Annotated in this window: 22 protein-coding genes; 11 read left to right on the forward strand and 11 right to left on the reverse strand. The window is 71.1% G+C overall.

The features are described 5' to 3' along the window. Positions 1–42 precede the first annotated feature (42 nt). Both ACWD10_RS22920 and ACWD10_RS22925 read left to right on the forward strand, forming a co-directional pair. A complete protein-coding gene (locus ACWD10_RS22920) occupies positions 43–648 on the forward strand; it encodes a PH domain-containing protein (RefSeq protein ID WP_451093825.1) in 606 nt (201 codons plus the stop codon). A 2-nt stretch (positions 649–650) separates the two neighbouring features. Then, complete coding sequence (locus tag ACWD10_RS22925) at positions 651–2,141, forward strand: PH domain-containing protein (RefSeq protein ID WP_451093827.1); 1,491 nt, start codon at positions 651–653, stop codon at positions 2,139–2,141. A gap of 155 nt (positions 2,142–2,296) precedes the next feature. Here the strand turns inward: ACWD10_RS22925 and ACWD10_RS22930 are convergent, their stop codons facing one another. From ACWD10_RS22930 to ACWD10_RS22945, 4 genes are all read right to left on the reverse strand, one after another. Continuing rightward, the gene (locus ACWD10_RS22930; RefSeq protein ID WP_451093829.1) at positions 2,297–3,700 is read right to left on the reverse strand and encodes a hypothetical protein; all 1,404 of its coding nucleotides are present in this window, start codon (positions 3,698–3,700) and stop codon (positions 2,297–2,299) included. A gap of 169 nt (positions 3,701–3,869) precedes the next feature. Further along, positions 3,870–4,811: an ABC transporter substrate-binding protein gene (locus ACWD10_RS22935; protein ID WP_451094004.1), complete on the reverse strand. Its 942-nt coding sequence runs from the start codon at positions 4,809–4,811 to the stop codon at positions 3,870–3,872. 125 nt (positions 4,812–4,936) lie between these two features. Beyond that, positions 4,937–5,614, reverse strand: coding sequence for an ABC transporter permease (locus ACWD10_RS22940; RefSeq protein WP_451093831.1), 678 nt, complete (start codon positions 5,612–5,614; stop codon positions 4,937–4,939). Further along, complete coding sequence (locus ACWD10_RS22945) at positions 5,611–6,336, reverse strand: ABC transporter permease (protein WP_451093833.1); 726 nt, start codon at positions 6,334–6,336, stop codon at positions 5,611–5,613. Before ACWD10_RS22945 ends, ACWD10_RS22940 begins: the two co-directional genes overlap by 4 nt. A 125-nt stretch (positions 6,337–6,461) precedes the next feature. Between ACWD10_RS22945 and ACWD10_RS22950 the strand changes: the two genes are divergently transcribed. Next, entirely contained in the window at positions 6,462–7,649 is a 1,188-nt protein-coding gene (locus tag ACWD10_RS22950; protein WP_451093835.1) for an ABC transporter ATP-binding protein, read from the forward strand. Between the two features lie 33 nt (positions 7,650–7,682). On the opposite strand, the gene ACWD10_RS22955 is transcribed toward ACWD10_RS22950, so the two are convergent. Further along, on the reverse strand, positions 7,683–8,810 hold the full coding sequence (locus ACWD10_RS22955; protein ID WP_451093837.1) for an alpha/beta hydrolase: 1,128 nt from the start codon (positions 8,808–8,810) through the stop codon (positions 7,683–7,685). A 223-nt stretch (positions 8,811–9,033) separates the two neighbouring features. On the opposite strand from ACWD10_RS22955, the gene ACWD10_RS22960 reads away from it, so the two are divergent. The 6 genes from ACWD10_RS22960 (at position 9,034) to ACWD10_RS22985 (ending at position 14,076) form a co-directional block, all read left to right on the forward strand. Beyond that, positions 9,034–10,866, forward strand: coding sequence for a phosphatidylglycerol lysyltransferase domain-containing protein (locus ACWD10_RS22960; protein WP_451093839.1), 1,833 nt, complete (start codon positions 9,034–9,036; stop codon positions 10,864–10,866). 67 nt (positions 10,867–10,933) lie between these two features. After that, a complete protein-coding gene (gene folP, locus ACWD10_RS22965) occupies positions 10,934–11,890 on the forward strand; it encodes a dihydropteroate synthase (RefSeq protein WP_451093841.1) in 957 nt (318 codons plus the stop codon). Continuing rightward, positions 11,887–12,387: a nuclear transport factor 2 family protein gene (locus tag ACWD10_RS22970; protein ID WP_451093843.1), complete on the forward strand. Its 501-nt coding sequence runs from the start codon at positions 11,887–11,889 to the stop codon at positions 12,385–12,387. The genes folP and ACWD10_RS22970 overlap by 4 nt, the downstream gene beginning before the upstream one ends. Before the next feature lie 189 nt (positions 12,388–12,576). Beyond that, positions 12,577–12,936 (forward strand): dihydroneopterin aldolase, encoded by a 360-nt coding sequence (folB, locus tag ACWD10_RS22975; protein ID WP_451093845.1) that lies wholly within the window; start codon positions 12,577–12,579, stop codon positions 12,934–12,936. Then, positions 12,933–13,529, forward strand: a complete 597-nt coding sequence (gene folK / locus ACWD10_RS22980; protein WP_451093847.1) for a 2-amino-4-hydroxy-6-hydroxymethyldihydropteridine diphosphokinase — start codon at positions 12,933–12,935, stop codon at positions 13,527–13,529. Before folB ends, folK begins: the two co-directional genes overlap by 4 nt. A 58-nt stretch (positions 13,530–13,587) precedes the next feature. Continuing rightward, on the forward strand, positions 13,588–14,076 hold the full coding sequence (locus tag ACWD10_RS22985; RefSeq protein ID WP_451093849.1) for a DUF3180 domain-containing protein: 489 nt from the start codon (positions 13,588–13,590) through the stop codon (positions 14,074–14,076). A gap of 104 nt (positions 14,077–14,180) precedes the next feature. Here the strand turns inward: ACWD10_RS22985 and folE are convergent, their stop codons facing one another. The 6 genes from folE to dacB all read right to left on the reverse strand — a co-directional run bounded on the left by folE (position 14,181) and on the right by dacB (position 21,910). Then, entirely contained in the window at positions 14,181–14,786 is a 606-nt protein-coding gene (gene folE / locus ACWD10_RS22990) for a GTP cyclohydrolase I FolE (protein WP_451093851.1), read from the reverse strand. Positions 14,787–14,965: 179 nt separating this feature from the next. Further along, positions 14,966–17,020, reverse strand: coding sequence for an ATP-dependent zinc metalloprotease FtsH (gene ftsH / locus ACWD10_RS22995; RefSeq protein ID WP_451094006.1), 2,055 nt, complete (start codon positions 17,018–17,020; stop codon positions 14,966–14,968). Between the two features lie 164 nt (positions 17,021–17,184). Beyond that, complete coding sequence (hpt, locus tag ACWD10_RS23000; RefSeq protein WP_451094008.1) at positions 17,185–17,724, reverse strand: hypoxanthine phosphoribosyltransferase; 540 nt, start codon at positions 17,722–17,724, stop codon at positions 17,185–17,187. Positions 17,725–17,767: 43 nt separating this feature from the next. Then, positions 17,768–18,982 (reverse strand): tRNA lysidine(34) synthetase TilS, encoded by a 1,215-nt coding sequence (tilS, locus tag ACWD10_RS23005; RefSeq protein WP_451093853.1) that lies wholly within the window; start codon positions 18,980–18,982, stop codon positions 17,768–17,770. A 240-nt stretch (positions 18,983–19,222) separates the two neighbouring features. Next, positions 19,223–20,353 (reverse strand): zinc-dependent metalloprotease, encoded by a 1,131-nt coding sequence (locus ACWD10_RS23010; protein ID WP_451093855.1) that lies wholly within the window; start codon positions 20,351–20,353, stop codon positions 19,223–19,225. A 102-nt stretch (positions 20,354–20,455) separates the two neighbouring features. Then, complete coding sequence (gene dacB / locus ACWD10_RS23015) at positions 20,456–21,910, reverse strand: D-alanyl-D-alanine carboxypeptidase/D-alanyl-D-alanine endopeptidase (protein ID WP_451093857.1); 1,455 nt, start codon at positions 21,908–21,910, stop codon at positions 20,456–20,458. A 184-nt stretch (positions 21,911–22,094) separates the two neighbouring features. Between dacB and ACWD10_RS23020 the strand changes: the two genes are divergently transcribed. After that, positions 22,095–22,586 (forward strand): inorganic diphosphatase, encoded by a 492-nt coding sequence (locus tag ACWD10_RS23020; RefSeq protein WP_451093859.1) that lies wholly within the window; start codon positions 22,095–22,097, stop codon positions 22,584–22,586. A 146-nt stretch (positions 22,587–22,732) separates the two neighbouring features. After that, positions 22,733–24,391, forward strand: a complete 1,659-nt coding sequence (locus ACWD10_RS23025; RefSeq protein ID WP_451093861.1) for a threonine/serine ThrE exporter family protein — start codon at positions 22,733–22,735, stop codon at positions 24,389–24,391. Positions 24,392–24,482 lie beyond the last annotated feature (91 nt).

Below are 24,482 nucleotides of genomic sequence, written 5' to 3' on the forward strand. Positions count from 1 at the left end.
CACACAGTCTCTCGTACCGTGGGCGGATCTATGGAGACGGGGATGGCGGGGGATGACGACATGAGCGGGATCGAGCGGACCAGCGGCCCGGACGGGACGGCGGAAACAGGCCCTGAGGCGGCAGAACAGGCAGAAGCCCTGGAAGCGACAGGGCGCCTGGACGGTGCGGAAACGGGCGCCGAAGCCGAACCGTCCTGGGTCGGGCTGCCGCGGGACATGCTCCGGCTGCGGCGGCTGCTGCTCGTGCTGTGGATGGTGCCGCTGACCGTCGCCACGGGGGTGCTGCTCGCCGTCTTCGTCGGCCCCATGTGGGCGCTCTTCGCCCTCGTGCCGTTCGGGCTCGCCCTGTGGGGCTGGCCGCTGCTCGCCCGCAACTGGCGCTCCTGGCGGTACGCCGAGCGCGCCGACGACCTGCTGATCCAGCGCGGCGTGCTGTGGCGCGAGGAGACGGTGGTGCCGTACGGCCGGATGCAACTGGTCGAGGTGGAGTCGGGGCCGCTCCAGCGCAGGTTCGGCCTGGCGGGACTGACCCTGCACACCGCCGCGGCCGCCACGGACGCCACGATTCCGGGGCTTCTCCCCGAAGAGGCGGAACGCCTGCGCGACCGGCTCACGGAACTGGGCGAGGCCCGATCGGCGGGGCTGTGAGCATGGCGGCGGACGAGAAGGACGTACGGAACGGCCAGAAGGACGTACAGAACGGTCAGAAGGACATACGGAACGGCCAGGGTGATCCGGAGGCGCACGCGTCCGCCCGCGAGCGGCGTCTGCACCCCGTCACGCCGCTGCGTCGCGCCTGGGCGCCGGTCGCCGTGGCTGCGGGCTGGGCGGTGCACGACCCGGACTCGGCGTACCGGCGGGCGTCCGACCTGGCGACGGAGACGCTGCTCGCCGGGGCCGCGGCGCTGGTCCTGGTCGGCGCCCTCTACGGCTTTCTGAGCTGGTGGTTCACGCACTTCTCGGTGACCGACACGGAGCTGCGGATCCGCACCGGCCTGCTCTTCCGGCGGACCGCGCACATCCGGCTCGACCGGCTCCAGGCGGTCGATGTGAACCAGCCGTTCCTGGCCCGCCTCCTCGGCGTCGCCAAGCTGAAGATGGACGTCATAGGCACGGACTCCAAGGACGAACTGGCGTATCTGAGCCAGCCGGACGCGAGCGCGCTGCGCGCCGAACTCCTCGCCCGCGCCGCCGGGTTCGCGCCCGAGACGGCCCACGAGGTCGGCGAGGCACCGGTGCAGAACCTGCTGCACGTCGCCCCGTCCCGGCTCGCCGTCGCGCTCGTGCTCACCGGCACGACCTGGGGTCTGCTGATCGCCGCGGCCGTCGTACTGCCGCTGCTCTGGCTGGCCACGCACAGCTGGGGGCTGCTCATCGGCGCCGGGCTTCCGCTGCTGGGCGCGGCGGGGGCGAGCAGCGTGGGGCGGTTCATCCAGGAGTACGACTGGACGGTCGGCACCTCGCCGGACGGGCTCCGGATCGACCACGGGCTGCTCGACCGTGCGCACGAGACGGTGCCACCGGGGCGGGTGCAGACGGTACGCATCGTGGAACCGCTGCTGTGGCGGCGGCTCGGCTGGGTGCGGGTCGAGCTGGACGTCGCCGGGACGTCCAACAGCGTCCTGGTGCCGGTCGCGCCGCGCGAGCTCGCCGAGTCCATGATCGCCCGGGTGCTGCCCGGGGTGACGGTGCCCACGCACGCGGAGCTGTCCCGGCCGCCGTCGCGGTCGGCCTGGTGCGTGCCGGTGTGGTGGCGGGGGCACGGCCTCGCCGTGACGGACGCCGTGTTCGCCGCCCGGCACGGCCTGTTGAGCCGCCGCGTCTCGCTGGTGCCGCACGCGAAGGTGCAGAGCGTACGGCTCACGCAGGGGCCCTGGGAGCGGTTCAAGCGCGTGGCCGACGTGCACGTGGAGACCGGCGCGAACACGTCGGTCGCGGCCCGCATCCGGGACGCCGACGAGGCGGCGGAACTCCTGCAGTCCCAGGCGGACCGCTCCCGAACGGGACGCCGGACGGCACGGCCGGACCGGTGGATGGCCGATACCGGAGCCAGTTCGTCCGGCAGTTCCGGGTCGGCCTCTTCCGGCAGTTCCGGGTCGGCCTCTTCCGGCAGTTCCGGGTCGGCCTCTTCCGGGAGTTGAGGGCTCGCCCGTGGGGCGGGGGTCGCAGGGCGACTCGGCTCGCGGGCACAAAGCCCCGTTACGAGGTCCGACTACGAGGCACGATTACGAGCAAGGTCCGATTACGAGGTCCGACTAAACGAGACCCGATTACGAGGTCCGATTACGGGACCCAGTTACGAGATCGCGGTACGCAGCTCCGCCACGTCGAGCTGCTCCGTCTCGTCGTGCGCCGTGAGGTCGATGACCTCGCCGACGGCGCGGTCCTGCGTACGGCCGATCGGCGCGGTCCGAGCACCGTCTCCGCCCGTGGAGCCCTCGCTCTCGTCCTCGGCTTCGGCTTCGGCCGCCGGGGCGTCGGCGTCCGTGTCGGTGCGGGTGCCGGACTCCGCCTCGGCCCGGTGTGCGGCCAGCGCCTCCGCGCCCACCACGTCCGCGAGGTCCTCGTCCTGCACCGCCCGTACGGCCTCGATCGCGGCCGGGGCGGGTGCCGCGGACACGGCCTTACGTTCTCCCGTACCGAAGAAGTCGAAGCCGCCCTGAACCGGCTTCCGCATCGGAGCGTGCGGCACCACGGCCGCCGCGGCGGGCACCGAGTAGTGCCGCGGACCCGCGGCCGCGCTCTGCGTGTCCTCGTCCGGCACCGTGGCCGGAGCCGGGGAGGCCGAAGACTTCGCCACCGCGCTCTCCGGAGCCCGGTCCGCACCCGCGTCCTGCCCGCCACTCGGGACGCCCCCGCCACCCGGCCCGGAAGGCCCAGAAGGCCCAGAAGGACCGGAGGACCCAGAAGGCCCGGAGGACCCGGAAGGCCCGGAGGACCCAGAGGGACCGGAGGGGCCAGACGGATCGGACGGGCCGGACGGGCCGGACGACCCAGAAGGTCCGGAAGGCGCCGAACTGTCCGCAGACCGCCCCAACTTGTCGAGCGCCCGACCGGCCCGTGCGTACAGCCGGGGGCTCGGCACGACCCGAGGCGCCGCACCGGCATCACCCGCGGTACCGGTACCGTCAGCAGCGCCGGACCCGGCCGAAGCCGCCTTCTCCAGCTGACCGGCACCGCCCGCGTCCGCCACGGCCGTGCGCGTCCCGGCCGACCCACCAGGCATCAGTTCCCGCGTCGGCATGGCCGCCTCGAGGGCAAGCCGACGACGCCCCTCGAGCGCGCTCGCACGCTCCGTCTCCGCGGTGGCGTACCGGCGGAGCAGCGCCGCGTGCTCGCCGCGCAGGGCGGCGAGTTCGGTGCGCTTGGTGCGGAGCTTGGCCTCCAGCTTGCCCCGCAGCTCGCGGGACTCCTCGAGGTCGGACTCCAGCTCGGCTATGCGCTCGTCGTGCCGCCATTCGTCGCTGGCCCGCGCCCGCGTGAGCTCGGCGACGCGCTTCCCGGCGACCCGGTCCCAGCGCCGCATCACGCACGCGCCCACGACGGCGACGACCGCGGTGCCCGCGACCAGGCCGCGGAGCACCACGGGTTCCGCGACCAGCCAGGCGCCGGCGGCGCAGACGAGCGCTCCGCCCGCGATCAGCGAGGGCGGCAGCAGCCTGTGCAAGGGTGGGGAATGGCGGTGACGTCCACGTGGCATGGCCAGAAACTTACCGCGCGTGCGCAAGGGACGGGGCCCCGCCCGGCAATCTGTTCCCTTGTGGTTACGAACACCCGTCCCGTTCACACCACAACCATCCCTCCCCCAGGGCAAGTTGACCTTCAGGCCCTCTGGAGCGGCCACTTGACCGAAGATCGGCCTCGCCGAATCAGTTCTTCAGCAGCCCCTTGGACTTGAGGTACTCGCGCGCGGCGTCCGCTTCCTTCACCCGCTCCGCGTCGACCTTGCGATTGAGTTCCACGAGATCGTCGGTGGTGAGCGTCTTGGTCAGCTTTCCGAGAGCGTCGGCTATCGCCTTGTCGCCCGCCTCCTTGGCGTTGACGACCGGAAGGACGTTGTCCGCGTTCTGGAGCTTCTTGTCGTCCTCGAGCAGGACCAGGTCGTAGTTCTCCAGGGTCGCGTCCGTCGTGGTGGTCAGGACCAACTGGTCCTCGCCGTCCTTGACGGCCTGCTTGGCCTGGGGGGTGCCGACACCCTTCGGGTCGACGCCCGCCACGTCGATTCCGTACGTCTCCTTCAGACCGGGGGCGCAGAAGGGCCGCACCTCGCATTCGTCCCCGGCGGCAATGGTGACCTTCAGCTTGGCCCGGCCCAGGTCCGAAAGCGTCTTGAGCTTGTTCTTCTTGGCGTATTCCTTGCTCACCGCGAAAGCGTTCTGGTCGACCGCTTCTCCGGGCGGCAGCACCTTCAGTCCGCGCGTCTCGGCGAGCTTCTTCAGGGCGGTGACGGTGGCCTCTATGTCGCTCGACGCCACGGGCTTCGCCTTGGGGCCGTTCTCCTTGGCGTTGAGGAATTCCGCGAGCGTTGCGGCATATTCCGGTACGACGTCGATCTCGCCCTTCTCCAGGGACGGTTCGTAAAGCTCGCGGTTCTCGACCGTCTTGATCGACGCGCTGTATCCGGCGTCCGTGAGCAGCTGTTTGTAGAGCTCGGCGAGAACCTTGGATTCGGTGAATCCGGCGGCGCCCACGACCAGGCTGCCCTTCTTGCCGTCACCAGCGCCGCCGGAGCCCTTTTCCTCCAGGCTGTCGCCACCGCAGGCGGTCAGGCCCGCGGTGAGGCCGAGGACGGCGGCCGCCGCCGCGGCCATGCGCATGCCGCGCGGGTACGAGTTCATGGGAACCACCGTTCGCTGTCGTTACGCCAGTACGTCATCGTCATCGTCGCCATCACACGGAACGCCGCCCGCGCCATCCCGCGGACCGCCGCCCCGGCTCACGCGGCAAGGACCCGCCGCCGCATGGGATCGAACCACTTCCCCACCCCGATGAGAACCCCCTCCACCAGCAGGGCGAGCCCCGCCACGAGCAGGGCGCCCGCGACCACTTGGGGGGTGTCCTGGAGGTTGAACCCCGCCGTGATGATCCGGCCCAGGCCGCCCTCGCCCGCCATCGCGGCGAGCGTCGCGGTCGCCACCACCTGCACCGCCGAGGACCGCAGTCCGGTGATGATCAGCGGGTAGGCGAGGGGCAGTTCGACCCGCAGGAAGAGTTGCCCGCCGCTCATCCCCATGCCCCGCGCGGCCTCCACCACCGACCGGTCGACCTCGCGCATCCCCACGTACGCGTTGGTGAGCAGCGGCGGCACGGCGAACAGCACCAGCGCGATCAGCGTCGGCAGATCCCCGTACCGGGCGAGCGGGGTGAGCGAGAGCAGCACCAGGATCGCCAGGGTGGGCACCGCACGCCCCACGTTGGAGAGGTTCACCGCGAGCGCACCCCCCTTGCCGAGGTGCCCGAGCACCAGGGCGAGGGGCAGCGCGATCAGGCAGGCCACGGCGAGACAGGTGCCACTGAAGTACAGGTGCTCCCCGAGCCGGTTCCAGATGCCCTTCTCGCCCTGCCAGTTGGCGCCGGTGGTCAGCCAGGTGAAGGCTCCCGTGATCGCGTTCATGCTGGTTCCGTCGCCTTCGCGAGGGTGCGCGGGCGCGCGCTGCGCGGCCCGCGGGTGCGTATTCGGGTCCAGGGCGTCAGCCACCGCTGCAGGCCGAGCAGGAGCAGGTCGGCGGCGATCGCGAGCAGCACGCAAAGAGCCGAGGCCGCGAGCACCTGGGCCTTGAAGTCCCGACGGAGCCCGTCCATGATCAGGCCGCCCAGGCCGCCGTAGTCCACGATGGCGCCGACCGTGGTCAGGGCGACCGTCGACACCGTCGCGATCCGTACCCCGGCGAGCAACGCGGGCAGCGCGAGCGGGAGTTCGACCTCCCAGAACTGCCGCCCCGGCCCGTACCCCATCCCGCGCGCCGCCTCCCGCGCCTCCTCGGGCACGGCCTCGAGCCCCGCCAGGATGTTCCGCACGAGCACGGTCAGGGAGTAGAGCACCAGGCCCGTCACGACCAGGGCCACGGAGAGCCCGAAGACCGGCAGGAGCAGCGAGAACATGGCGAGCGACGGCACCGAGTAGAGCGCCGTCGTCAGGCCGAGTACCGGACCGGCGAAGACCCGGCCGCGGCGCGCGAGCAGCGCGAGCGGAAGGGCCACGGCGAGCCCGAGCGCGACCGACACGGCCGTGATGCCCACGTGCTGCACCAAGGCGTCGGTCAACTCCGGGCCGCGGGTGCGCAGATACTCCCCGCACACCCAGTCATTGGTCACCAGGCAGCTCTGCTCGGCCATCCTCGGCCCACCTCCCCCGAACATCCGTATGTCTGGCGACCCTAAACCCCGGCACTGACAATCGCGGAGACCAGTCGTCCTGCCGCAACATGAGGTTCACAGAACGCCCACCACAATGGGGAGCCATGATCCGGTTCGAGCACGTCACCAAGCGGTACGCGGACGGCACGACGGCCGTCGACGACCTGTCCTTCGAGGTCGCCGAGGGTGAACTGGTCACGCTCGTCGGCCCGTCCGGCTGCGGCAAGACCACGACGATGAAGATGGTGAACCGGCTCATCGAACCCACCTCGGGCCGGATCTTCCTGGACGGTGCGGACATATCCACCGTCGATCCGGTCGAGTTGAGGCGCCGTATCGGCTATGTCATCCAGCAGGTCGGCCTGTTCCCGCACAAGACGGTCCTGGACAACACGGCGACCGTCCCACACCTGCTCGGCGTCAAGCGCGCCAAGGCCCGCGAGCGCGCCGCCGAACTCCTCGACCTGGTCGGCCTCGACCCGTCCGTGCACGGCGGCCGCTACCCCGAGCAGCTCTCCGGCGGCCAGCGCCAGCGCGTCGGCGTGGCCCGCGCCCTGGCCGCCGACCCGCCCGTGCTGCTCATGGACGAGCCGTTCGGGGCCGTGGACCCGGTGGTCCGCGAGCATCTGCAGAGCGAGTTCCTGAAGCTCCAGTCGGCGGTCCGCAAGACGGTCCTGTTCGTGACGCACGACATCGAGGAGGCGGTCCGCCTCGGCGACCGCATCGCCGTCTACGGCTCCGGCCGCATCGAGCAGTACGACGCACCCGCCGCCGTCCTGGGCGCCCCCGCCACCGACTACGTCGCCGAATTCGTGGGCGCCGACCGGGGGTTGAAGCGGCTTTCGGTCACCCCGATCGAGGAGGGGGACCTGGAACAGCCGCCGGTCGTCCGGCTCGACGACCCGCTGCCGAGGGCCGCCGAACAGCTGCGCGCGGACGGCGGCGGCGCCCCATGGGCGGTCGTACTGGACGCGCAGGGCCATCTGCACGGCTGGATCTCGGCCGAACACGCCGAGCGGGACGGCACGGTGCGCGACCAGGCACGCCGCATGGAGGCATGGCTTCCGGTCGGTGCGTCCCTGAAACAGGCGTTCTCGACGATGCTGCAGCACGACGCGGGCTGGATCGCGGTGATCGACGACGAGGACAGGTATCCCGAGGGCCGGTTCCTGGGCGTCCTGACCCCCGCGACCCTGCACGAGGCGCTGCGCCGTTCCACGGCCGCCGACGCCCGCGCGATCAGCCGGGCGGAGGTCGACCTGGAGACGGTCGCGGTCGCCATCCGGCCGTAACGGTCGCGGTCTCCATCCGGCAGGAGGGGTACGTCAGTTCGCGGAGATCCGCCCACTCAGCCACACCATCGCGGGCGGGATCTCGCGGCGCCACGTGTTGAAGTTGTGCCCACCGCTGTCGAGGATGATCGACGAGACCCGGGTCGGCGCCTTGGCCTTGTCGATGAACCTCAGGGTGTCCCCGTAGTTGCCCTCGCCCTCCTTGCTGCTGGTGGCGAGGAGCGAGACCTTCGGCGGGGGCCGGTGGTCGAGGAGCCAGTGCAGATCGGCCTCCCGCTCCAGCTGCTTGTCACCGTGGAAGAGGTCACCGGTGTCGGAGTCGAGGGGCGCCTTGTAGTTGGCGGACAGGCCGGCGCCCGCGGCGAACCGGTCGGGATGCTTCATGGCGATCTTCAACGCGCAGTAGCCGCCGGTGGAGTTGCCGATCACGCCCCAGTTCTCGGGCTTCGTGCCGACGCGGTAGCGGCCGGAGATCGCGGTGGGCAGGTCCTTCGCGAAGAACGTCTCGGTCTTCGGGCCGTTCGGCACGTCCACGCACTCGGTGTCGCGCGGCGGCGCCACCGTGGGCCGCAGCATGACCAGGACCATCGGCTGCATCTTCCCCTTCTTGGCCTGTGCGTGGGCGGTGGCCGGATAGCGCAGGCCGTTCAGGAGGTTCTCGGCGGTGCCGGGGAAGCCGGTGATGACCACGGCCGCGGGGAAGACGCGGTCCTTCTCCTTGAAGTACTCGGGCGGCAGATAGACGTAGGCGGGCGAGCGTATGCCGGACTCCGCGCCGGTGACCTCGATCTTCTGGACCCGGCCGCCCGAGGTGCGGCTGCCGCCGCCGGGCACGTGCGGCACGCTCTGGCTGTCAAGGACCTTGACCGGACCGCCCGGACCACCGGGACCGTCGGCCTTGTCGTGGTCCACGACCACGCCCATGTCCTGTTCCTGGCCGAAGAGATCGGCCCAGGAGGCGTAGAACTCGAAGGAGCGATTGGCGGCGAGGCCGATCGTCGCGAACACCATCACCTGGGTCGCCGCGAGCACGCCGACCCGGCCGAGCACCGCGCGCCAATTGCGCCCCGCGAGCCGCGGCCAGAGCCAGACCGTGCCGAAGAACAGCAACACGGCCAGCAACGCGGTCAGCGCGAGGACGAGATTGCTCTTGAGACCCATGGGGTTTCCTGCCTGTGCTTTCTACCTGGGCCGTCGACCGGCCGAACGGTGCGCCGGGTGCCCTGCCGTTACGACGGTTCCGGCCTCCTGCACCGGATTTCCGGCTCAGAGAGTGAACCCGTTTCCCGAATGTGCCGTCCTAGAGAGCGCAATTGTCCGGCGTAACGCACATATCGCGCGTATCACGCCGGACTTCGACTCTCTCGCAGAACTACGGGATGCGATGTCTGTCAGGATAGATGGGGAAACTTCGGGTGGCGTTGCAGCAGCTTCACGCAGAATCCGCCACATACTGCGCGGGCCGCGGCCCGAGAAGGTGCCCTCCCTCGTCGCCACCCTCTGCACCCTGGTCGGCCTCCTGGACATCGCCGCCGGTGTGTTCCCGCGCTTCCGGCACAGCCGCATCCACACCCTCGCCGAGGTGCTGCCCGGCGCGCTCGGCCCGTTCGCGGCCGCCGCGGCGCTCAGCGCGGGCGTGCTCCTCCTGCTGCTCGCACACGGCCTGAGGCGCCGCAAGCGGCGGGCCTGGCGGGCCGCCGTGGTGCTGCTCCCGGCCGGTGCCGTCGCCCAGTTCGCGTACCGGCACTCGATCGTCGGCGTCCTGATCGCCGCCCTGCTGCTCGCGCTCCTGCTGCGCCACCGGAGTGAGTTCGCCGCCCTGCCCGACCCGCGCAGCCGCTGGCGGGCACTGACCAACTTCTTCCTGATGGGCACCTTCTCGCTCGGCCTCGGCACGGTGATCGTCGGCACCCATCCGCACAAGGTGGTCGGCGATCCGAGCATCGCGGACTACCTCACCCATGTCGTGTACGGCCTGTTCGGCGTCGAGGGCCCGATCGACTACACCGGGCGTACGTCCTGGACCGTCGGCTACTCGCTCGGCGCCCTCGGCATGCTGACCGCCCTGACCACCATCTACCTGGCCTTCCGCCCCGAGCACCCGGCCGCCCGGCTCACCGAGGACGACGAGACCCGGCTGCGCGAGCTGCTCGCCAAGCACGGCGCCCGCGACTCCCTCGGCCACTTCGCGCTCCGCCGCGACAAAGGCGTGGTCTTCTCGCCCAGTGGCAAGGCCGCCGTCTGCTACCGCGTCGTCTCCGGCGTGATGCTCGCGAGCGGCGACCCCGTAGGCGATGTGGAGGCCTGGCCCGGCGCCATCGAACGCTTCATGGACGAGGCCAAGAAGCACTCCTGGACCCCCGCCGTCATGGGCTGCTCCGAGACCGGCGGCGAGGTCTGGACCCGCGAGACCGGCCTCGACGCCCTGGAACTCGGGGACGAGGCGGTGGTGGACGTCGCGGATTTCTCCCTGGCCGGGCGCGCGATGCGCAACGTGCGCCAAATGGTCAAACGCATCGAGCGCAATGGCTACGAGACCCGGGTACGGCGGGTACGTGACCTGAACCCCACCGAGCTGGCCCGGATCCAGCGCGCCGCCGCCGACTGGCGCGGCACCGACACCGAGCGCGGCTTCTCCATGGCCCTCGGCCGCATCGGCGACCCGCGCGACGGTGACTGCCTGATCGCCACCGCCCACAAGCAGGAAGAAAATCCGGGCCCTTATGGCGACCTCAAGGCCGTCCTGCACTTCGTGCCCTGGGGACCCGACGGCGTCTCCCTCGACCTGATGCGCCGCGACCGCTCGGCCGACCCCGGCATGAACGAGCTGCTCATCGTGGCCGCCCTGCAGGCCGCCCCGAAGCTCGGCATCGCGCGCGCGTCCCTGAACTTCGCGATGTTCCGCTCCGCCCTGGCGCGCGGCGAGAAGCTCGGCGCGGGCCCGGTCCTGCGCACCTGGCGGGGGCTGCTCGTGTTCCTGTCCCGCTGGTTCCAGATCGAGTCCCTGTACAAGTTCAACGCCAAGTTCCGGCCACGCTGGGAGCCCCGCTTCGTGGTCTTCCGCGCCACCCGTGACCTGCCCCGCATCGGCCTGGCCGCGATGCAGGCCGAGGGCTTCGTGACCTTCGCCCTGCCGCGCTTCCTGCGCCCGGGACCGCGCCCGCAGCGGCCGTGCCCGCACGGCACGGAGAGCAACCCGAGCCCGTCCGGCGTCTGAGCTGGGCAAGAAGCCCGCCGCAGGCCCGCGAACCTCCCCCTGCCGCACGGGCGCCTAGGCTGGGGGCATGAGGACGTTGCATGGCCGGGGCTCGGTCGTAGGACTACCGGAGTGGGACCGCTGTGCGGTGATGGGGGTCGTCAATGTGACGCCCGACTCCTTCTCCGACGGCGGCCGCTGGTTCGACACCACGACGGCCATCAAACATGGCCTCGCCCTGGTCACCGAGGGCGCCGACCTGGTCGACGTGGGCGGTGAGTCGACCCGCCCCGGCGCCACCCGCGTGGACGAGGCCGAGGAGCTGCGCCGCGTCGTGCCCGTCGTGCGCGGCCTGGTCTCCGAGGGCGTCACCGTCTCGGTGGACACCATGCGCGCCTCCGTCGCCGAGCAGGCCCTGGCCGCAGGCGCCCGCCTGGTCAACGACGTCAGCGGCGGCCTGGCCGACCCCGCCATGGTCCCGGTCGTCGCCGCGGCCGGCGCGCCCTTCGTGGTGATGCACTGGCGCGGCTTCAGCGAGGACATGAACAGCCGCGCGGTCTACGACGACGTGGTCACCGAGGTCGTGAACGAGCTCCACGCGCGCGTGGCGGCGGTCATAGCGGGCGGCATCGCCCCCGAGCAGATCGTCGTCGACCCCGGCCTCGGCTTCGCCAAGCAGGCCGAGCACGACCTCGGCCTCCTCGCCCACATGAAGGAGCTGCGCGCCCTGGGCCACCCGGTCCTGGTCGCCGCCTCCCGCAAGCGGTTCCTCGGCCGCGTACTCGCCGGACCCGAGGGCTCCCCGCCGCCCGCGCGCGAGCGGGACGCCGCCACCGCCGCGGTCTCCGCCATCGCCGCGCACGAGGGCGCCTGGGCGGTCCGCGTGCACGAGGTGCGGGCCACCGCCGACGCCGTCCGCGTCGCCCGCGCGGTCGAGCGCTTTTCCGACTCCGGCACGGCCGACGGCACCGCCACCGACGCCGCACCCGCCACCTCAGCCACACCGGCCACCGGCGCCGCGAGCCGGACCGAGGGAGCCCAGTGACGTCGCGTACCGACATCGAAGCGGTCGAGGCGGCCAACACCGCCTTCTACGAGGCCATGGAGCGCGGCGACTTCGAGGCGGTCTCCGAGCTCTGGCTCACCGCCGACGAGGGCGGCCCCGCGGCACAGGTCTCCTGCGTCCACCCCGGCTGGCCGGTGCTCACCGGCCGCGGCGAGGTCCTCAGGTCGTACGCCCTGATCATGGCGAACACCGAGTACATCCAGTTCTTCCTGACCGATGTGAAGATCGACATCGGCGGCGACACCGCCCTGGTGACCTGCACCGAGAACATCCTCAGCGGCGGCCCGGCCGAGGACGGCGGCGAGCTCGGCCCGCTCGTCGGCCAGCTCGTGGTCGCCAGCAATGTGTTCCGCCGCACCCCGGACGGCTGGAAGCTCTGGTCCCACCACGCCTCGCCGGTCCTCGCCGAGTCCGACGAGGAGAACGGGCCGGGCGGCGGCATCGTCGACGAATCGGACGGCCCGGCACCCGCGTGAGTAGGCACCCTCCCCGAGTGGATTGAGGCCCGACCGCCTTGGGTATGGGCGGCTACCAGCCATGAACCGGATTGTCCATAGCCCCCGTGGGCAACCGGTGTCAGTGCCCGAAGGTAGATTCGAATGGGCTCTCCTACCGACCGCACTCGGGGCGGGGCCGCCGAACCGACGATTGCAGGAGTGATTCGCGTGGATCGTGTCGCGCTGCGCGGCCTCAAGGCCCGTGGACACCACGGTGTCTTTCCCCGTGAACGCGAAGAGGGCCAGACCTTCATCGTGGACCTGGTACTGAGCCTGGACACCAGGGCGGCCGCGGCCGACGACGACCTGGCGAAGACCGTGCACTACGGCGTCGTGGCCGAGGAGGTCGTGGCGGTCGTCGAGGGCGAGCCCGTCGACCTGATCGAGACCCTCGCCGAACGCATCGCACAGCAGTGCCTCAAGCACGCCGGCGTCCAGGAGGTAGAGGTGGTGGTGCACAAGCCGGACGCGCCCATCACCGTGCCCTTCGACGACGTCACCATCACCATCACCCGGAGCCGAGCATGAACACTCAGAGCGACCCCACGGTCCAGCCGGTGCCCGCCTCCGTGGTGGAACAGGTGGACGCCGCAGACATCACCCTCAACAACCCGAAGTTCGCCGTCCTCTCCCTCGGCAGCAACCTCGGCAACCGCCTGGAGACCCTCCAGGGCGCCGTCGACGCCCTCGAGGACACCCCCGGCCTGCGCGTCAAAGCCGTCTCCCCGGTCTACGAGACCGCGCCCTGGGGCGTCGAACCGGGCACTCAACCCACGTACTTCAACGCCGTCGTGGTGATCCGGACGACGCTCCCCCCGTCCTCGCTCCTGGAGCGCGCGCAGGCGGTCGAGGAGGCCTTCCACCGCGTACGCCACGAACGCTGGGCCCCTCGCACCATCGACGTCGACATCGTGTCCTACCAGGGCGTCGTCTCCGACGACCCGGAACTCACCCTCCCGCACCCCCGCGCCCACGAGCGGGCCTTCGTCCTCGCCCCCTGGCACGACGTCGACCCGGAAGCCCAGCTGCCCGGCCGCGGCCCCGTCGCCGAGCTCCTGCGCCAGGTCACACGCGAAGGCGTCACGCCGCGCGCCGATCTGGAACTCCGGCTGCCTGAATAGTCGTTAGGGTCAGGGACGGTACGAGGACGAGACTCCGAGAGAGAAGGTCGACGCCCGCGTGAAACAGCTGCGTATCAGGACCCTGCTCGGGCTCTTCGTGGTGGCCGGGGTGCTGTCCTGGGCGGGCGCGCGCCTCTGGGACTCGTTCGGCACCCTGCCGAGCGTGCCGCTTGCCGCGCCCATCGTCCTGGCCCTGATCGCCGCCGTCCTCTTCGCCACGGCCCTCTCGCTGCGCTCCCGGCTCCGCGCCCAGCGCGAGCGGCGGCCGGGCGCGAAGGGCGTGGACCCGATGATGGCGGCCCGCGCCGTGGTCTTCGGCCAGGCCAGTGCCCTGGTCGCGTCGATCGTCGCCGGGATGTACGGCGGCACGGGCGTCTTCCTGCTCACCCAGCTCGAGATCCCGGCCCGCCGCGACCAGGCCATCTACGCAGGCGGCTCGGTCCTCGCGGGCGCGGCCGTGGTGGTGGCGGCGATCTTCCTGGAGCGCGTCTGCAAGCTCCCCGAGGGCCCGGAGGACGAGGACGAGGGCACGGCCCCGATCGCGTAACACCGGACGGACCGCGGCCCAAGGCCGCCGCGCAGACTCCCGGGCCCGCGCAGACTTCCGGGTCTGCGAAGACTTCCCGCGCCGACTTCCGGGTCCGCGAAGAATCAGTTCCCCAGTATCAGGCTCATCGCCTCGGCCCGCGTCGTCGCGTCCCGCAGCTGCCCGCGCACCGCCGACGTTGTCGTCTTCGCGCCCGGCTTGCGCACGCCGCGCATCGACATGCACATGTGCTCGGCCTGGATCACCACGATCGCCCCGCGCGCCTCCAGGATCTTCACCAGCGAATCGGCGATCTGCGTGGTGAGTCGTTCCTGCACCTGCGGCCGCCGCGCGAACACCTCGACGAGACGGGCCAGCTTCGACAGGCCGGTGATCTTGCCGCTCTCCGCCGGGATGTAGCCGACGTGCGCCACCCCGTGGAACGGCAGCAGGTGGTGCTCACAGAAAGAGACGATCTCGATGTCCTTCACGAGCACCATCTCGTCGTGCCCGAGGTCGAACGTTGTCGTCAGCACGTCCTCGGGGGCCTGCCACAGACCGGCGAGCAGCTCCCGGTACGCCCGGGCCACCCGGGCCGGCGTCTCGCGCAGGCCCTCTCGGTCCGGGTCCTCTCCGACCGCGATCAGAAGTTCGCGTACGGCGTTCTCGGCCCGCTTCTCGTCGAACTCGCCGATCGAACCCTCGCCGTCCAGCGTCACCGGGTCGGTCATGTGTGCCTCGTTCCTGTTACGTACGGCGACGATCGCGCCGTACGTCCTTCCTGCGGCGCCGCCCGGCGCCTTGTGGCTGCATGGCTTGGCGGCGTACGGAAAAGCCGCGCCCCCCAGGCTAGAACCAGGGGGGCGCGGCATCCATTCCGGGCCTGGTGAGGTTCCCGGAGAACCGGCGGTCAGCTCTCCGGGTGCTCCTCGGGCGTCTGCTGCGACTTGGTCAGATCCGGCTGCTGCGGCGCGTCCGTCGCGGAGGCGGCGATCGCGGGCGTCACGCCGTTCGCACCGTTCGTCAGCGACAGCTCCTTGGGGGAGAGCACCGGCGGGCGGGTCGAGGGCGTACGCCGCGAGGAACCGGTCCACGCCGGGCGGGCCGGGCGCTTCACGATCGGCGCGAAGATCTCGGCGACCTCCTCCTTGCCCAGGGTCTCCTTCTCCAGGAGCGCCAGGACCAGGTTGTCGAGGACGTCACGGTTCTCGACGAGGATCTCCCACGCCTCGTTGTGCGCGGTCTCGATGAGCTTCTTGACCTCTTCGTCGACCAGGGCCGCGACCTCTTCCGAGTAGTCGCGCTGGTGCGCCATCTCCCGGCCGAGGAACGGCTCCGAGTTGTCGCCGCCGAACTTGATGGCGCCGAGCCGCTCGGTCATGCCGTACTGCGTGACCATGGCGCGGGCCGTGGTGGTGGCCTTCTCGATGTCGTTGGCCGCGCCCGTCGTCGGATCGTGGAAGACCAGCTCCTCGGCCGCACGGCCGCCCAGCATGTACGCGAGCTGGTCGAGCATCTCGTTCCGCGTGGTCGAGTACTTGTCCTCGTCCGGGAGCACCATGGTGTAGCCCAGAGCCCGGCCGCGGGACAGGATCGTGATCTTGTGCACCGGGTCGGAGTTCGGGGAGGCCGCCGCGACCAGGGCGTGACCGCCCTCGTGGTACGCGGTGATCTTCTTTTCCTTGTCCGACATGATCCGGGTCCGCTTCTGCGGACCGGCCACGACGCGGTCGATCGCCTCGTCCAGGAACTTGTTGTCGATCAGCTTCGCGTCGCTGCGGGCGGTGAGCAGCGCGGCCTCGTTGAGGACGTTGCTCAGGTCCGCGCCGGTGAAGCCGGGGGTACGGCGCGCGACCGCGGACAGGTCCACGTCCGGCGCGACCGGCTTGCCCTTCTGGTGAACCTTGAGGATCTCCAGACGGCCCTGCATGTCCGGGCGGTCGACCGCGATCTGCCGGTCGAAGCGGCCCGGGCGGAGCAGTGCCGGGTCGAGGATGTCGGGCCGGTTGGTGGCGGCGATCAGGATGACGCCGCCCTTCACGTCGAAGCCGTCCATCTCGACGAGCAGCTGGTTCAGGGTCTGCTCACGCTCGTCGTGACCGCCACCGAGGCCCGCGCCACGGTGACGTCCCACCGCGTCGATCTCGTCGACGAAGACGATCGCCGGGGCGTTCGCCTTGGCCTGCTCGAAGAGGTCGCGGACACGCGACGCACCGACACCGACGAACATCTCGACGAAGTCGGAACCGGAGATCGAGTAGAACGGCACCCCGGCCTCACCGGCGACGGCGCGCGCGAGCAGCGTCTTACCGGTACCGGGCGGGCCGTAGAGCAGCACACCCTTGGGGATCTTCGCGCCGACGGCCTGGAACTTCGCAGGCTCCTGGAGGAACTCCTTGATCTCGTGGAGCTCCTCGACAGCCTCGTCCGACCCGGCGACGTCCGTGAAGGTCGTCTTCGGGGTGTCCTTGGTGATCAGTTTGGCCTTGGACTTCCCGAAGTTCATGACTCGGGAGCCGCCGCCCTGCATCTGATTCATCAGGAACAGGAAGACGAGCACGATCAGGACGAAGGGCAGCAGGGAGAGCAGGATGCCGACGAACGGGTTCTGCTTCGACGGCGTGATCGTGTAGCCGTCCTTCAGGTCGCCGTTGTCGTAGTTCTCCTGCAGCTTGGCGGCGAGGCGGTCGCCCTGCTCGCCGATGTAGCTGGCCTGGATCTTGGCGCTGCCGCCGTACTTCTTCTCGTCGGCGCCCTTCTTCAGTTCGACCTTGATGGTCTGCTCGTCACCGGTGGTGAGCTTGGCGGTCTGTGCCTGCTTGTCGTTGATGGCCTTGACGACCTCGCCGGTGTCCACCGTCTTGTAGCCGCCGGACGAGCCGACGACCTGCATCAACACGACCACGGCGAGGACGGCCAGCACGATCCACATGACCGGCCCACGGAAGTATCGCTTCACGTCCATCCATACGGAGCGGTGCCGCCCCGTCCCTCCTGCCATAGTGAGTTTGATAAAGGCTGTTCTTCGGACGGTACCCCAGCATTGTCACCCGAAGTCGCAGGGGACGGTGGGCAAACCCGTCTTCCCATGTTCCAACGTCGGGGACGCGTCAAGGGTTCCCGGCGGGCTCAGCCGCCGTAAACGTGCGGTGCCAGGGTGCCGACGAACGGCAGGTTCCGGTACTTCTCCGCGTAGTCGAGGCCGTACCCGACGACGAACTCGTTCGGGATGTCGAAGCCGACCCACTGCACGTCGATCGCGACCTTGGCCGCGTCCGGCTTGCGCAGCAGCGTGCAGACCTCGAGCGAGGCGGGCTCGCGGGAGCCCAGGTTGGAGATCAGCCAGGAAAGGGTCAGGCCGGAGTCGATGATGTCCTCGACGATCAGGACGTGCTTGCCCTTGATGTCGGTGTCGAGGTCCTTGAGGATGCGGACGACGCCGGACGACTGGGTGCCCGCGCCGTACGAGGACACCGCCATCCAGTCCATCGTGACGGGGGTGGACAGCGCGCGCGCCAGGTCCGCCATCACCATCACGGCGCCCTTGAGGACGCCGACGATCAGCAGGTCCTTGCCCGCGTACTCCGCATCGATCTTCGCGGCCAGCTCGGCCAGCTTCGCGTCGATCTGTTCCTTGGTGATGAGCACCTTCTCCAGGTCGGTGCCCATGTCTTTCGCGTCCACCCGCACATCACTTTCGGTTCGCCGTGGGTCAGCCCTGCCGAAGGACAAGTCTGCCACCCTGCCGCCGGGCCTCCACCCGGCCGGGCAGGTTGATGGCTCCCTGGCCGCGCCAGCTGGTGATCAGACGGTCGACTTCCTCGATGTGCCGGGCGAAGAGCGAACCGGCCGGAGAGCCCGCGGCGATGGCCGCGCGGCGCAGTACGCGACGGCGCACGGCGGGCGGCAGGGCGTACAGCTTGGCGCACTCCAGGAGCCCGGACTCGTCGCGCACGGTCTGGTCGGCCTGGGCCGCCCAGGTGTCCAGCGCGTCGGCGTCGTCCCGGGAGAGCTGAGCCGTACGGGCGAGCGCCTCGACGACGCCCTTGCCGAGCGCCTTCTCGAGCGCGGGCAGCCCTTCGTGGCGCAGCCGGGATCGGGTGTACGCGGGGTCGGCGTTGTGCGGGTCGTCCCAGACCGGCAGGGACTGGACCATGCAGGCCTTGCGGGCGGTCTGCCGGTCAAGGTGCAGGAAGGGCCGCCAGTAGCGGGCGGCGGTGCCGGGGCCGCCGGAGACGGAGGCCATGCCGGAGAGCGAGCGGATGCCGGAGCCGCGGGCGAGCCCGAGCAGCACGGTCTCCGCCTGGTCGTCGCGGGTGTGGCCGAGCAGGATGGCGTCGGCGCCGTGCCGCTCGGCGACGGCGTCCAGGGCGGCGTACCGCGCGTCGCGGGCGGCGGCCTCCGGGCCGCCGTCGCGGCCGACGGAGACCGTGACGCATTCGACGGGGTCGAGCCGCAGTGCGGTCATGCGCGCGGCGACCTCGGCGGCGCGCAGCTCGGAACCGGCCTGGAGGCCGTGGTCGACGGTGACGCCGCCGGCCCGGATACCGAGCTTGGGCGCCTCGAAGGCGAGGGCCGAGGCGAGCGCCATGGAGTCGGCGCCGCCGGAGCAGGCCACGAGGACGAGGGGTGCCCGGTCCGGCTCGCGCGCGGGCGTGTGTGGGGCGTCCTGCGGGGAGCGTGCGGCCGGGGCGGTGGGCGGCGTGGCGGGCGCGGCAGGGGCGGGAGGTGCCGGGGACGGCGCGGCCGCGGTGGAGGGGGCACGGGACGGCGAAGGGGCTGTGAGGGGGGCAGCAGTACGCACGGCGTTTGCGGCCTGCGCCGCGTAGTCGCGTACTGCCGGCTCTTGGGCCAGGTCGGTCAGGACGTCGTGGAGTACGCGGCGGACCGCCAGGCGTATCGCTGCGACCGCAGGATGGGGACCCATGTGTCCGGTTCCCTTCGTGAAATTGGGGGTGTGCCTCGGATCAGGTCACTGGTCGGGTCACTTCGAGCGGGTGGACCGTCGTGGCGAGTACAAGATCGCTTCACCCCAGTCCAGTCACTCAGAGTGTGATGATGGTGACAGAGCCGAGCCGATACCCGAGCATTGCACGCCTACCAAGGGCTCACGGTCCCTCGGACGGGTGATTGCGATGGCTTCGTTGTGCCGACGGCGGCACGCCGTTCACGACTCTGTCTTACGGTGCACCCTCGCGACCCAGTCCGCGGGTTTGGCGATCTCCGCCTTGGTGGGGAGCGTATTCGGCGAGGTCCAGACCCGATTGAACCCGGCCATCCCGACCTCGTCGACGACGGCCCGGACGAACCGCTCGCCGTCGCGGTACTGGCGCAGTTTGGCGTCGAGGCCGAGCAGCTTGCGCAGGGCCTGGTCGAGGCGCGACGCACCACGGGCCCGGCGCTCCTTGAACTTCTCGCGGATCTCGGTGACGGACGGCACGACGTCCGGGCCCACGCCGTCCATGACGTAGTCCGCATGCCCTTCGAGCAGGGACATCACGGCGGTGAGGCGGGCGAGGATCTCGCGCTGAGCGGGCGTCTGGACCAGCTCCACAAGAGAACGGCCGCTGTCGTCCTCACCCTCCTGACGGCTCCCGGAGAGCGAGGCCGCGGCCTCCCTGAACCGCTCGAGAACGGTCATAGGGTCGATCTCGGTCTCGCCGAGGAATGACTGGATCTCGCCCTCGAGATGGTCGCGGAGCCAGGGCACGGCGGTGAACTGGGTGCGGTGCGTCTCCTCGTGCAGGCACACCCAGAGCCTGAAGTCGTGCGGATCGACGTCGAGTTCGCGCTCCACGTGCACGATGTTCGGCGCGACGAGCAGCAGCCGACCGCCGCCGTTGGACCCGGCGGGCAGATCGCGGGTGGCGGGGGCGAACGTCTCGTACTGCCCGAGCACCCGGGAGGCGAGGAACGACAGGAGCATCCCGAGCTCCACACCGGTGACCTTGCCGCCGACCGCGCCGAGCACGGCGCCGCCCGGCGTGCCGCTGCGCCGCTCCTGCATCTTGTCCAGAAGCGGTTTGAGGACCTGCCGGAACCCGGCGACGTTCGCCCGCACCCATCCGGCCCGGTCGACCACGAGCACCGGCGTGTCATGGGTCCCGTCCGCGTCCTGAGGCCCCATCCGCGTAAAGGAACGGACATGCTCCTCCGAGGACTTGGCATGCCGACGCAGCTCCGAGACCACGGCGCGTGCCTCGTCCCGGCTCACCTCAGGGCCCGGCCGTACGAGCCGGGTCGCGGTCGCCACCGCGAGATTCCAGTCGACCATCTCCGCACCACCGATGCTCGTCATGCGTCAACGGTACGTTGCCGAGGCCCCTCACGGAGCGGCTTGAGCGGGCAGGTCTCCGCACCCGCACCTGGGGGCGCCGCGATCGCGCACCCCCGGCAGGGCTCAGCGGCAGCCGCAGTTCGCGACCGTGGCGGCCAGCTGGTCGAGCGTGGACTGGGCCGCATGGGGGTCGGCCGTCCCGGAGGCCGTGAAGGCGAAGACGAGCAGGCGGCCGTCGGCGTCGACGACCGAACCGGCGAGGGTGTTCACACCGGTCAGGGTGCCGGTCTTGGCGCGGACCAGGCCGGTGCCGGGCGAGTCCTCGGCGTACCGGTTCCGCAGCGTGCCCGTGAAGCCCGCGACCGCCAGGCCGGTGAGGACCGGGCGGAGCTCGGGGTGGTCGGGGTCGGCGGCGCGGGCGAGCATCTCGGTGAGCAGCGCCGCGGTGACCTTGTCGGCCCGGTCGAGGCCACTGCCGTCGGCGAACTTGGCCTTGCCCACGGGCAGTCCGAGCTTCTTCAGCTGCTTCTTGACCGCCTTGGCCGCCCCGTCGAAGCTCGCGGGTTCACCGGTCGCGCGGGCGGTGTGCCGCGCCAGGGCCTCGGCGATGTCGTTGTCGCTGTTCATCAGCATCCGCTCGACCAGGGCGGACAGCGGCGGCGAGGCCACCTGCGCCAGCTTCTCCGCGCGGTCGGACGCGGTCGCCGGATCCACCTTGCCGTCGATCTTGATGCCGCGGTCGCGGAGCAGGTCGGCGAAGGTGCGGGCCGCGTCCTTGGCGGGCTCGGCGGTACGCGGCGCGGGGCCCCGTTCGGAGTCGTCCAGGCGGCCCTCGTCGGCCATCAGCGGGACGACCGGCGAAATGTTCTCATTCGGGCTGATGGGGTGCAGGTCAGGGCCCGAGTACAGGCTGACGTCGTACGCGAGCCGGACCTTGTCCTTGCCGCGCTCGCGCAGCTCCCGCGCGGTGGCGTCGGCGAGCGTGTGCAGGCTGGCGTTGCCTTCGGCGGCCTTGCGGGCGGTCAGTGTCGGGTCGCCGCCGCCGACCAGGGCGAGGTCCGCGGAGTCCGGCTCCAGGACGGTCCGCGTGGCGATGCGGTGGTCGGCGCCGAGCGCGGAGAGCGCCGCCGCGGCGGTGGCCAGCTTGACCGTCGACGCGGGCGTGACGGCCTTGTCCGCCCCGGTCGCGTACAACTGCTTCCCGGTGGCCACATCGCGCACCGACGCGGTGTGGCCGCGGCCCAGCGAGCGGTCCTTCAGGAGCGGGTCGAGCACGTCGGCGAGTGCCGCCTTCGTCGGGGCGGGCGCGGAATCCGCGTGCGCCCCCAGGCCGGTGAGCACCTCGGGCGCCCGCGGCGCGGTGCCGGGTACCGGGTCGCCTCCCGGGCCGCGGCCCCGGCCGTGATCTGCACCACCGTCCTGCGCTACGGAGGCCGCCCAGTGCCGCTCGGCCGTACGCTGACCGGAGTCCCAGGGGCCGGCTGCGGTGATCGCCACGGCCGCGAGGGCCAGGCCGACCGAGGCCGCGCCCACCGTGAGATGCGAGGTCCGCAGCGCCGCGAGCGTCCGCGGCCGCACGGGCCGAGGGCGGGGCGGGCGCGGAAGCCTCGCCGCTCGCCGGAGGCTCCGCAGCAGCCCGGTCAGCTGTCGGACCTTCAGCTCGGGCACCTCGGACCAGCCCCTTTCGCGATCACACAGTGGCGTGAGGGACACTTAATCACTGCGTCTTGCAAAGTATGTGCTGATCATGGAGGAGCCACCGGTGGAGTTCGACGTCGTAATCGAGATTCCGAAGGGTTCGCGGAACAAGTACGAGGTGGACCACGAGACCGGTCGGATCCGTCTGGACCGTCGCCTCTTCACGTCCACCAGCTACCCGGCCGACTACGGCTTCGTCGAGAACACCCTCGGTGAGGACGGCGACCCGCTGGACGCCCTGGTCATCCTGGACGAGCCGACGTTCCCGGGCTGCCTCATCAGCTGCCGCGCGATCGGCATGTTCCGGATGACCGACGAGGCGGGCGGCGACGACAAGCTGCTCTGCGTCCCGGCCCACGACCCCCGGGTGGAGCACCTGCGCGACATTCACCACGTCTCGGAGTTCGACCGCCTGGAGATCCAGCACTTCTTCGAGGTCTACAAGGACCTGGAGCCCGGCAAGTCCGTCGAGGGCGCCAACTGGGTGGGCCGCACCGACGCCGAGACCGAGATCGAGCGCTCGTACAAGCGCTTCAAGGAGTCGGGCGGTCACTGACCCCGGCCCCTACTGAAGAAGCGAAGAGGCCGCGCGACCCTTTAACCGGGGCCCGCGCGGCCTCTTCGCGTGTCCATGCTCATACTGAGCCTAAGAACCCGGCGGAAAGGTGACGGGACAGACGTAAGGAGCGAGGCGGATCACAGGTGGCTGACACGCCAGCGGAGGAGGAAGACCGCAAACCCCAGTCGGACGAGGCACACAGCGCCTTCGCCCCGGTAGGCGGCGTCGATGCCCCCGGGACGCCCGAAGACGAGCACCCCAGCTCGGAGTTCACCATCCCGGAGGGCCTGCGGATACCGCCGCCCCCCGAGGAACACGAGAGCTCGGCCTTCAAGCCGCCGCCCAGTTACGACGCCCGCCACGCCCCGGCGTTCACGCCCCCCGAGGGCATCCCGATCGTCCGGCTCACCAAGGAGTCGCCCTGGCAGGACCGGATGCGCACGATGCTGCGCACCCCGGTGGCGGAGCGGCCCGCGCCCGAGCCGACCCAGGTCCACGAGGACGAGACCGGACCCGCGGTGCCGCGCGTGCTCGACCTGACGCTGCGTATCGGCGAGCTGCTGCTCGCGGGCGGCGAAGGGGCCGAGGACGTCGAGGCGGCGATGCTCGCCGTGTCGCACGCGTACGGCCTGGACCGGTGCGAGCCGAACGTCACCTTCACGCTGATCGCGATCTCGTACCAGCCTTCGCTTGTGGACGACCCGGTGTCGGCCTCGCGGACGGTACGCCGCCGCGGCACCGACTACACCCGGCTCTCGGCGGTCTACCGCCTCGTCGACGACATCGGCTCCGAGGACATCGAGGTCACCCTCGAAGAGGCGTACCGGCGGCTCGCCGAGATCCGCCGCAACCGGCACCCGTACCCCGGCTGGGCGCTCACCGCGGCGGCCGGGCTGCTCGCCGGGGCGGCGTCGACGCTGGTGGGCGGCACCGTGGTGGTGTTCTTCGCGGCCGCGATCGGGGCGATGCTCGGTGACCGGCTTGCCTGGGTGTGCGCGGGGCGCGGGCTGCCGGAGTTCTACCAGTTCGTGGTCGCGGCGATGCCGCCTGCCGCGATGGGCGTGGCCATCAGCCTGCTCGAACTGCCGGGGGTACGGGCCGGTGCGGTGATCACCGGTGGCCTGTTCGCGCTGATCCCGGGGCGGGCCATGGTGGCCGGTGTGCAGGACGGCCTGACCGGCTACTACATCACCGCGGCGGCGCGGCTCCTGGAGATCGGCTATCTGGTCGTCGGCATCGTCATCGGCGTTCTGCTCGTGCTCTACCTGGGCGTGTACCTGGACGCGGGGCTCGAACCGGAGACGTCCGTGTCCGGCGCCCACGAGCCGCTGATCCAGATCGCGTCGGCGATGACGCTGAGCTTCTCTTTCTGCGTGCTGCTCCAGCAGGAACGTGCCACCGTACTGCTCGCGACCCTGAACGGCGGCGTCGCCTGGGTGATGTTCGGCGCGGTCGCGCACGCCGGGCGGCTCTCGGCGGTCGCGGCGACGGCGCTTGCGGCCGGGCTCGTGGGCCTGTTCGGGCAGCTGCTCTCGCGCTACCGGTTCGCGTCGGCGCTGCCGTACACGACGGCCGCGATCGGGCCGCTGCTTCCTGGTAGCGCGATCTACTTCGGGCTGCTCGAGATCGCGCGGAACGACCTGAACGACGGCCTCGCACAGCTCTCCAAGGCGGCGGCGCTCGCCCTCGCCATCGCGATCGGCGTGAACCTGGGCGGCGAGCTGTCCCGGCTGTTCCTGAAGATGCCGGGCGCGGAGACCCCGGCGGCGCGGCGCGCGGCGAAGCGGACGAGGGGCTTCTAGCCGCCTCGGCCGCCCCGCTCCGGCTACCCCGGCCGCACCGGCTGCGGACGAGGGGTTTCTAGCCGCCCGGCCGCCGCGGCGGCCGCGGCTC

Source organism: Streptomyces sp. NPDC002851 (genome assembly GCF_053591935.1).

Coding starts and splice junctions, on each gene's coding strand:
- ACWD10_RS22920 (WP_451093825.1), top strand. CDS start 43: ATGGCGGGGGATGACGACATGAGCGGGATCGAGCGGACCAGCGGCCCG.
- ACWD10_RS22925 (WP_451093827.1), top strand. CDS start 651: ATGGCGGCGGACGAGAAGGACGTACGGAACGGCCAGAAGGACGTACAG.
- ACWD10_RS22930 (WP_451093829.1), bottom strand. CDS start 3,700: ATGCCACGTGGACGTCACCGCCATTCCCCACCCTTGCACAGGCTGCTG.
- ACWD10_RS22935 (WP_451094004.1), bottom strand. CDS start 4,811: ATGGCCGCGGCGGCGGCCGCCGTCCTCGGCCTCACCGCGGGCCTGACC.
- ACWD10_RS22940 (WP_451093831.1), bottom strand. CDS start 5,614: ATGAACGCGATCACGGGAGCCTTCACCTGGCTGACCACCGGCGCCAAC.
- ACWD10_RS22945 (WP_451093833.1), bottom strand. CDS start 6,336: ATGGCCGAGCAGAGCTGCCTGGTGACCAATGACTGGGTGTGCGGGGAG.
- ACWD10_RS22950 (WP_451093835.1), top strand. CDS start 6,462: ATGATCCGGTTCGAGCACGTCACCAAGCGGTACGCGGACGGCACGACG.
- ACWD10_RS22955 (WP_451093837.1), bottom strand. CDS start 8,810: ATGGGTCTCAAGAGCAATCTCGTCCTCGCGCTGACCGCGTTGCTGGCC.
- ACWD10_RS22960 (WP_451093839.1), top strand. CDS start 9,034: ATGTCTGTCAGGATAGATGGGGAAACTTCGGGTGGCGTTGCAGCAGCT.
- folP (WP_451093841.1), top strand. CDS start 10,934: ATGAGGACGTTGCATGGCCGGGGCTCGGTCGTAGGACTACCGGAGTGG.
- folK (WP_451093847.1), top strand. CDS start 12,933: ATGAACACTCAGAGCGACCCCACGGTCCAGCCGGTGCCCGCCTCCGTG.
- folE (WP_451093851.1), bottom strand. CDS start 14,786: ATGACCGACCCGGTGACGCTGGACGGCGAGGGTTCGATCGGCGAGTTC.
- ftsH (WP_451094006.1), bottom strand. CDS start 17,020: ATGGACGTGAAGCGATACTTCCGTGGGCCGGTCATGTGGATCGTGCTG.
- hpt (WP_451094008.1), bottom strand. CDS start 17,724: ATGGGCACCGACCTGGAGAAGGTGCTCATCACCAAGGAACAGATCGAC.
- tilS (WP_451093853.1), bottom strand. CDS start 18,982: ATGGGTCCCCATCCTGCGGTCGCAGCGATACGCCTGGCGGTCCGCCGC.
- ACWD10_RS23010 (WP_451093855.1), bottom strand. CDS start 20,353: ATGACGAGCATCGGTGGTGCGGAGATGGTCGACTGGAATCTCGCGGTG.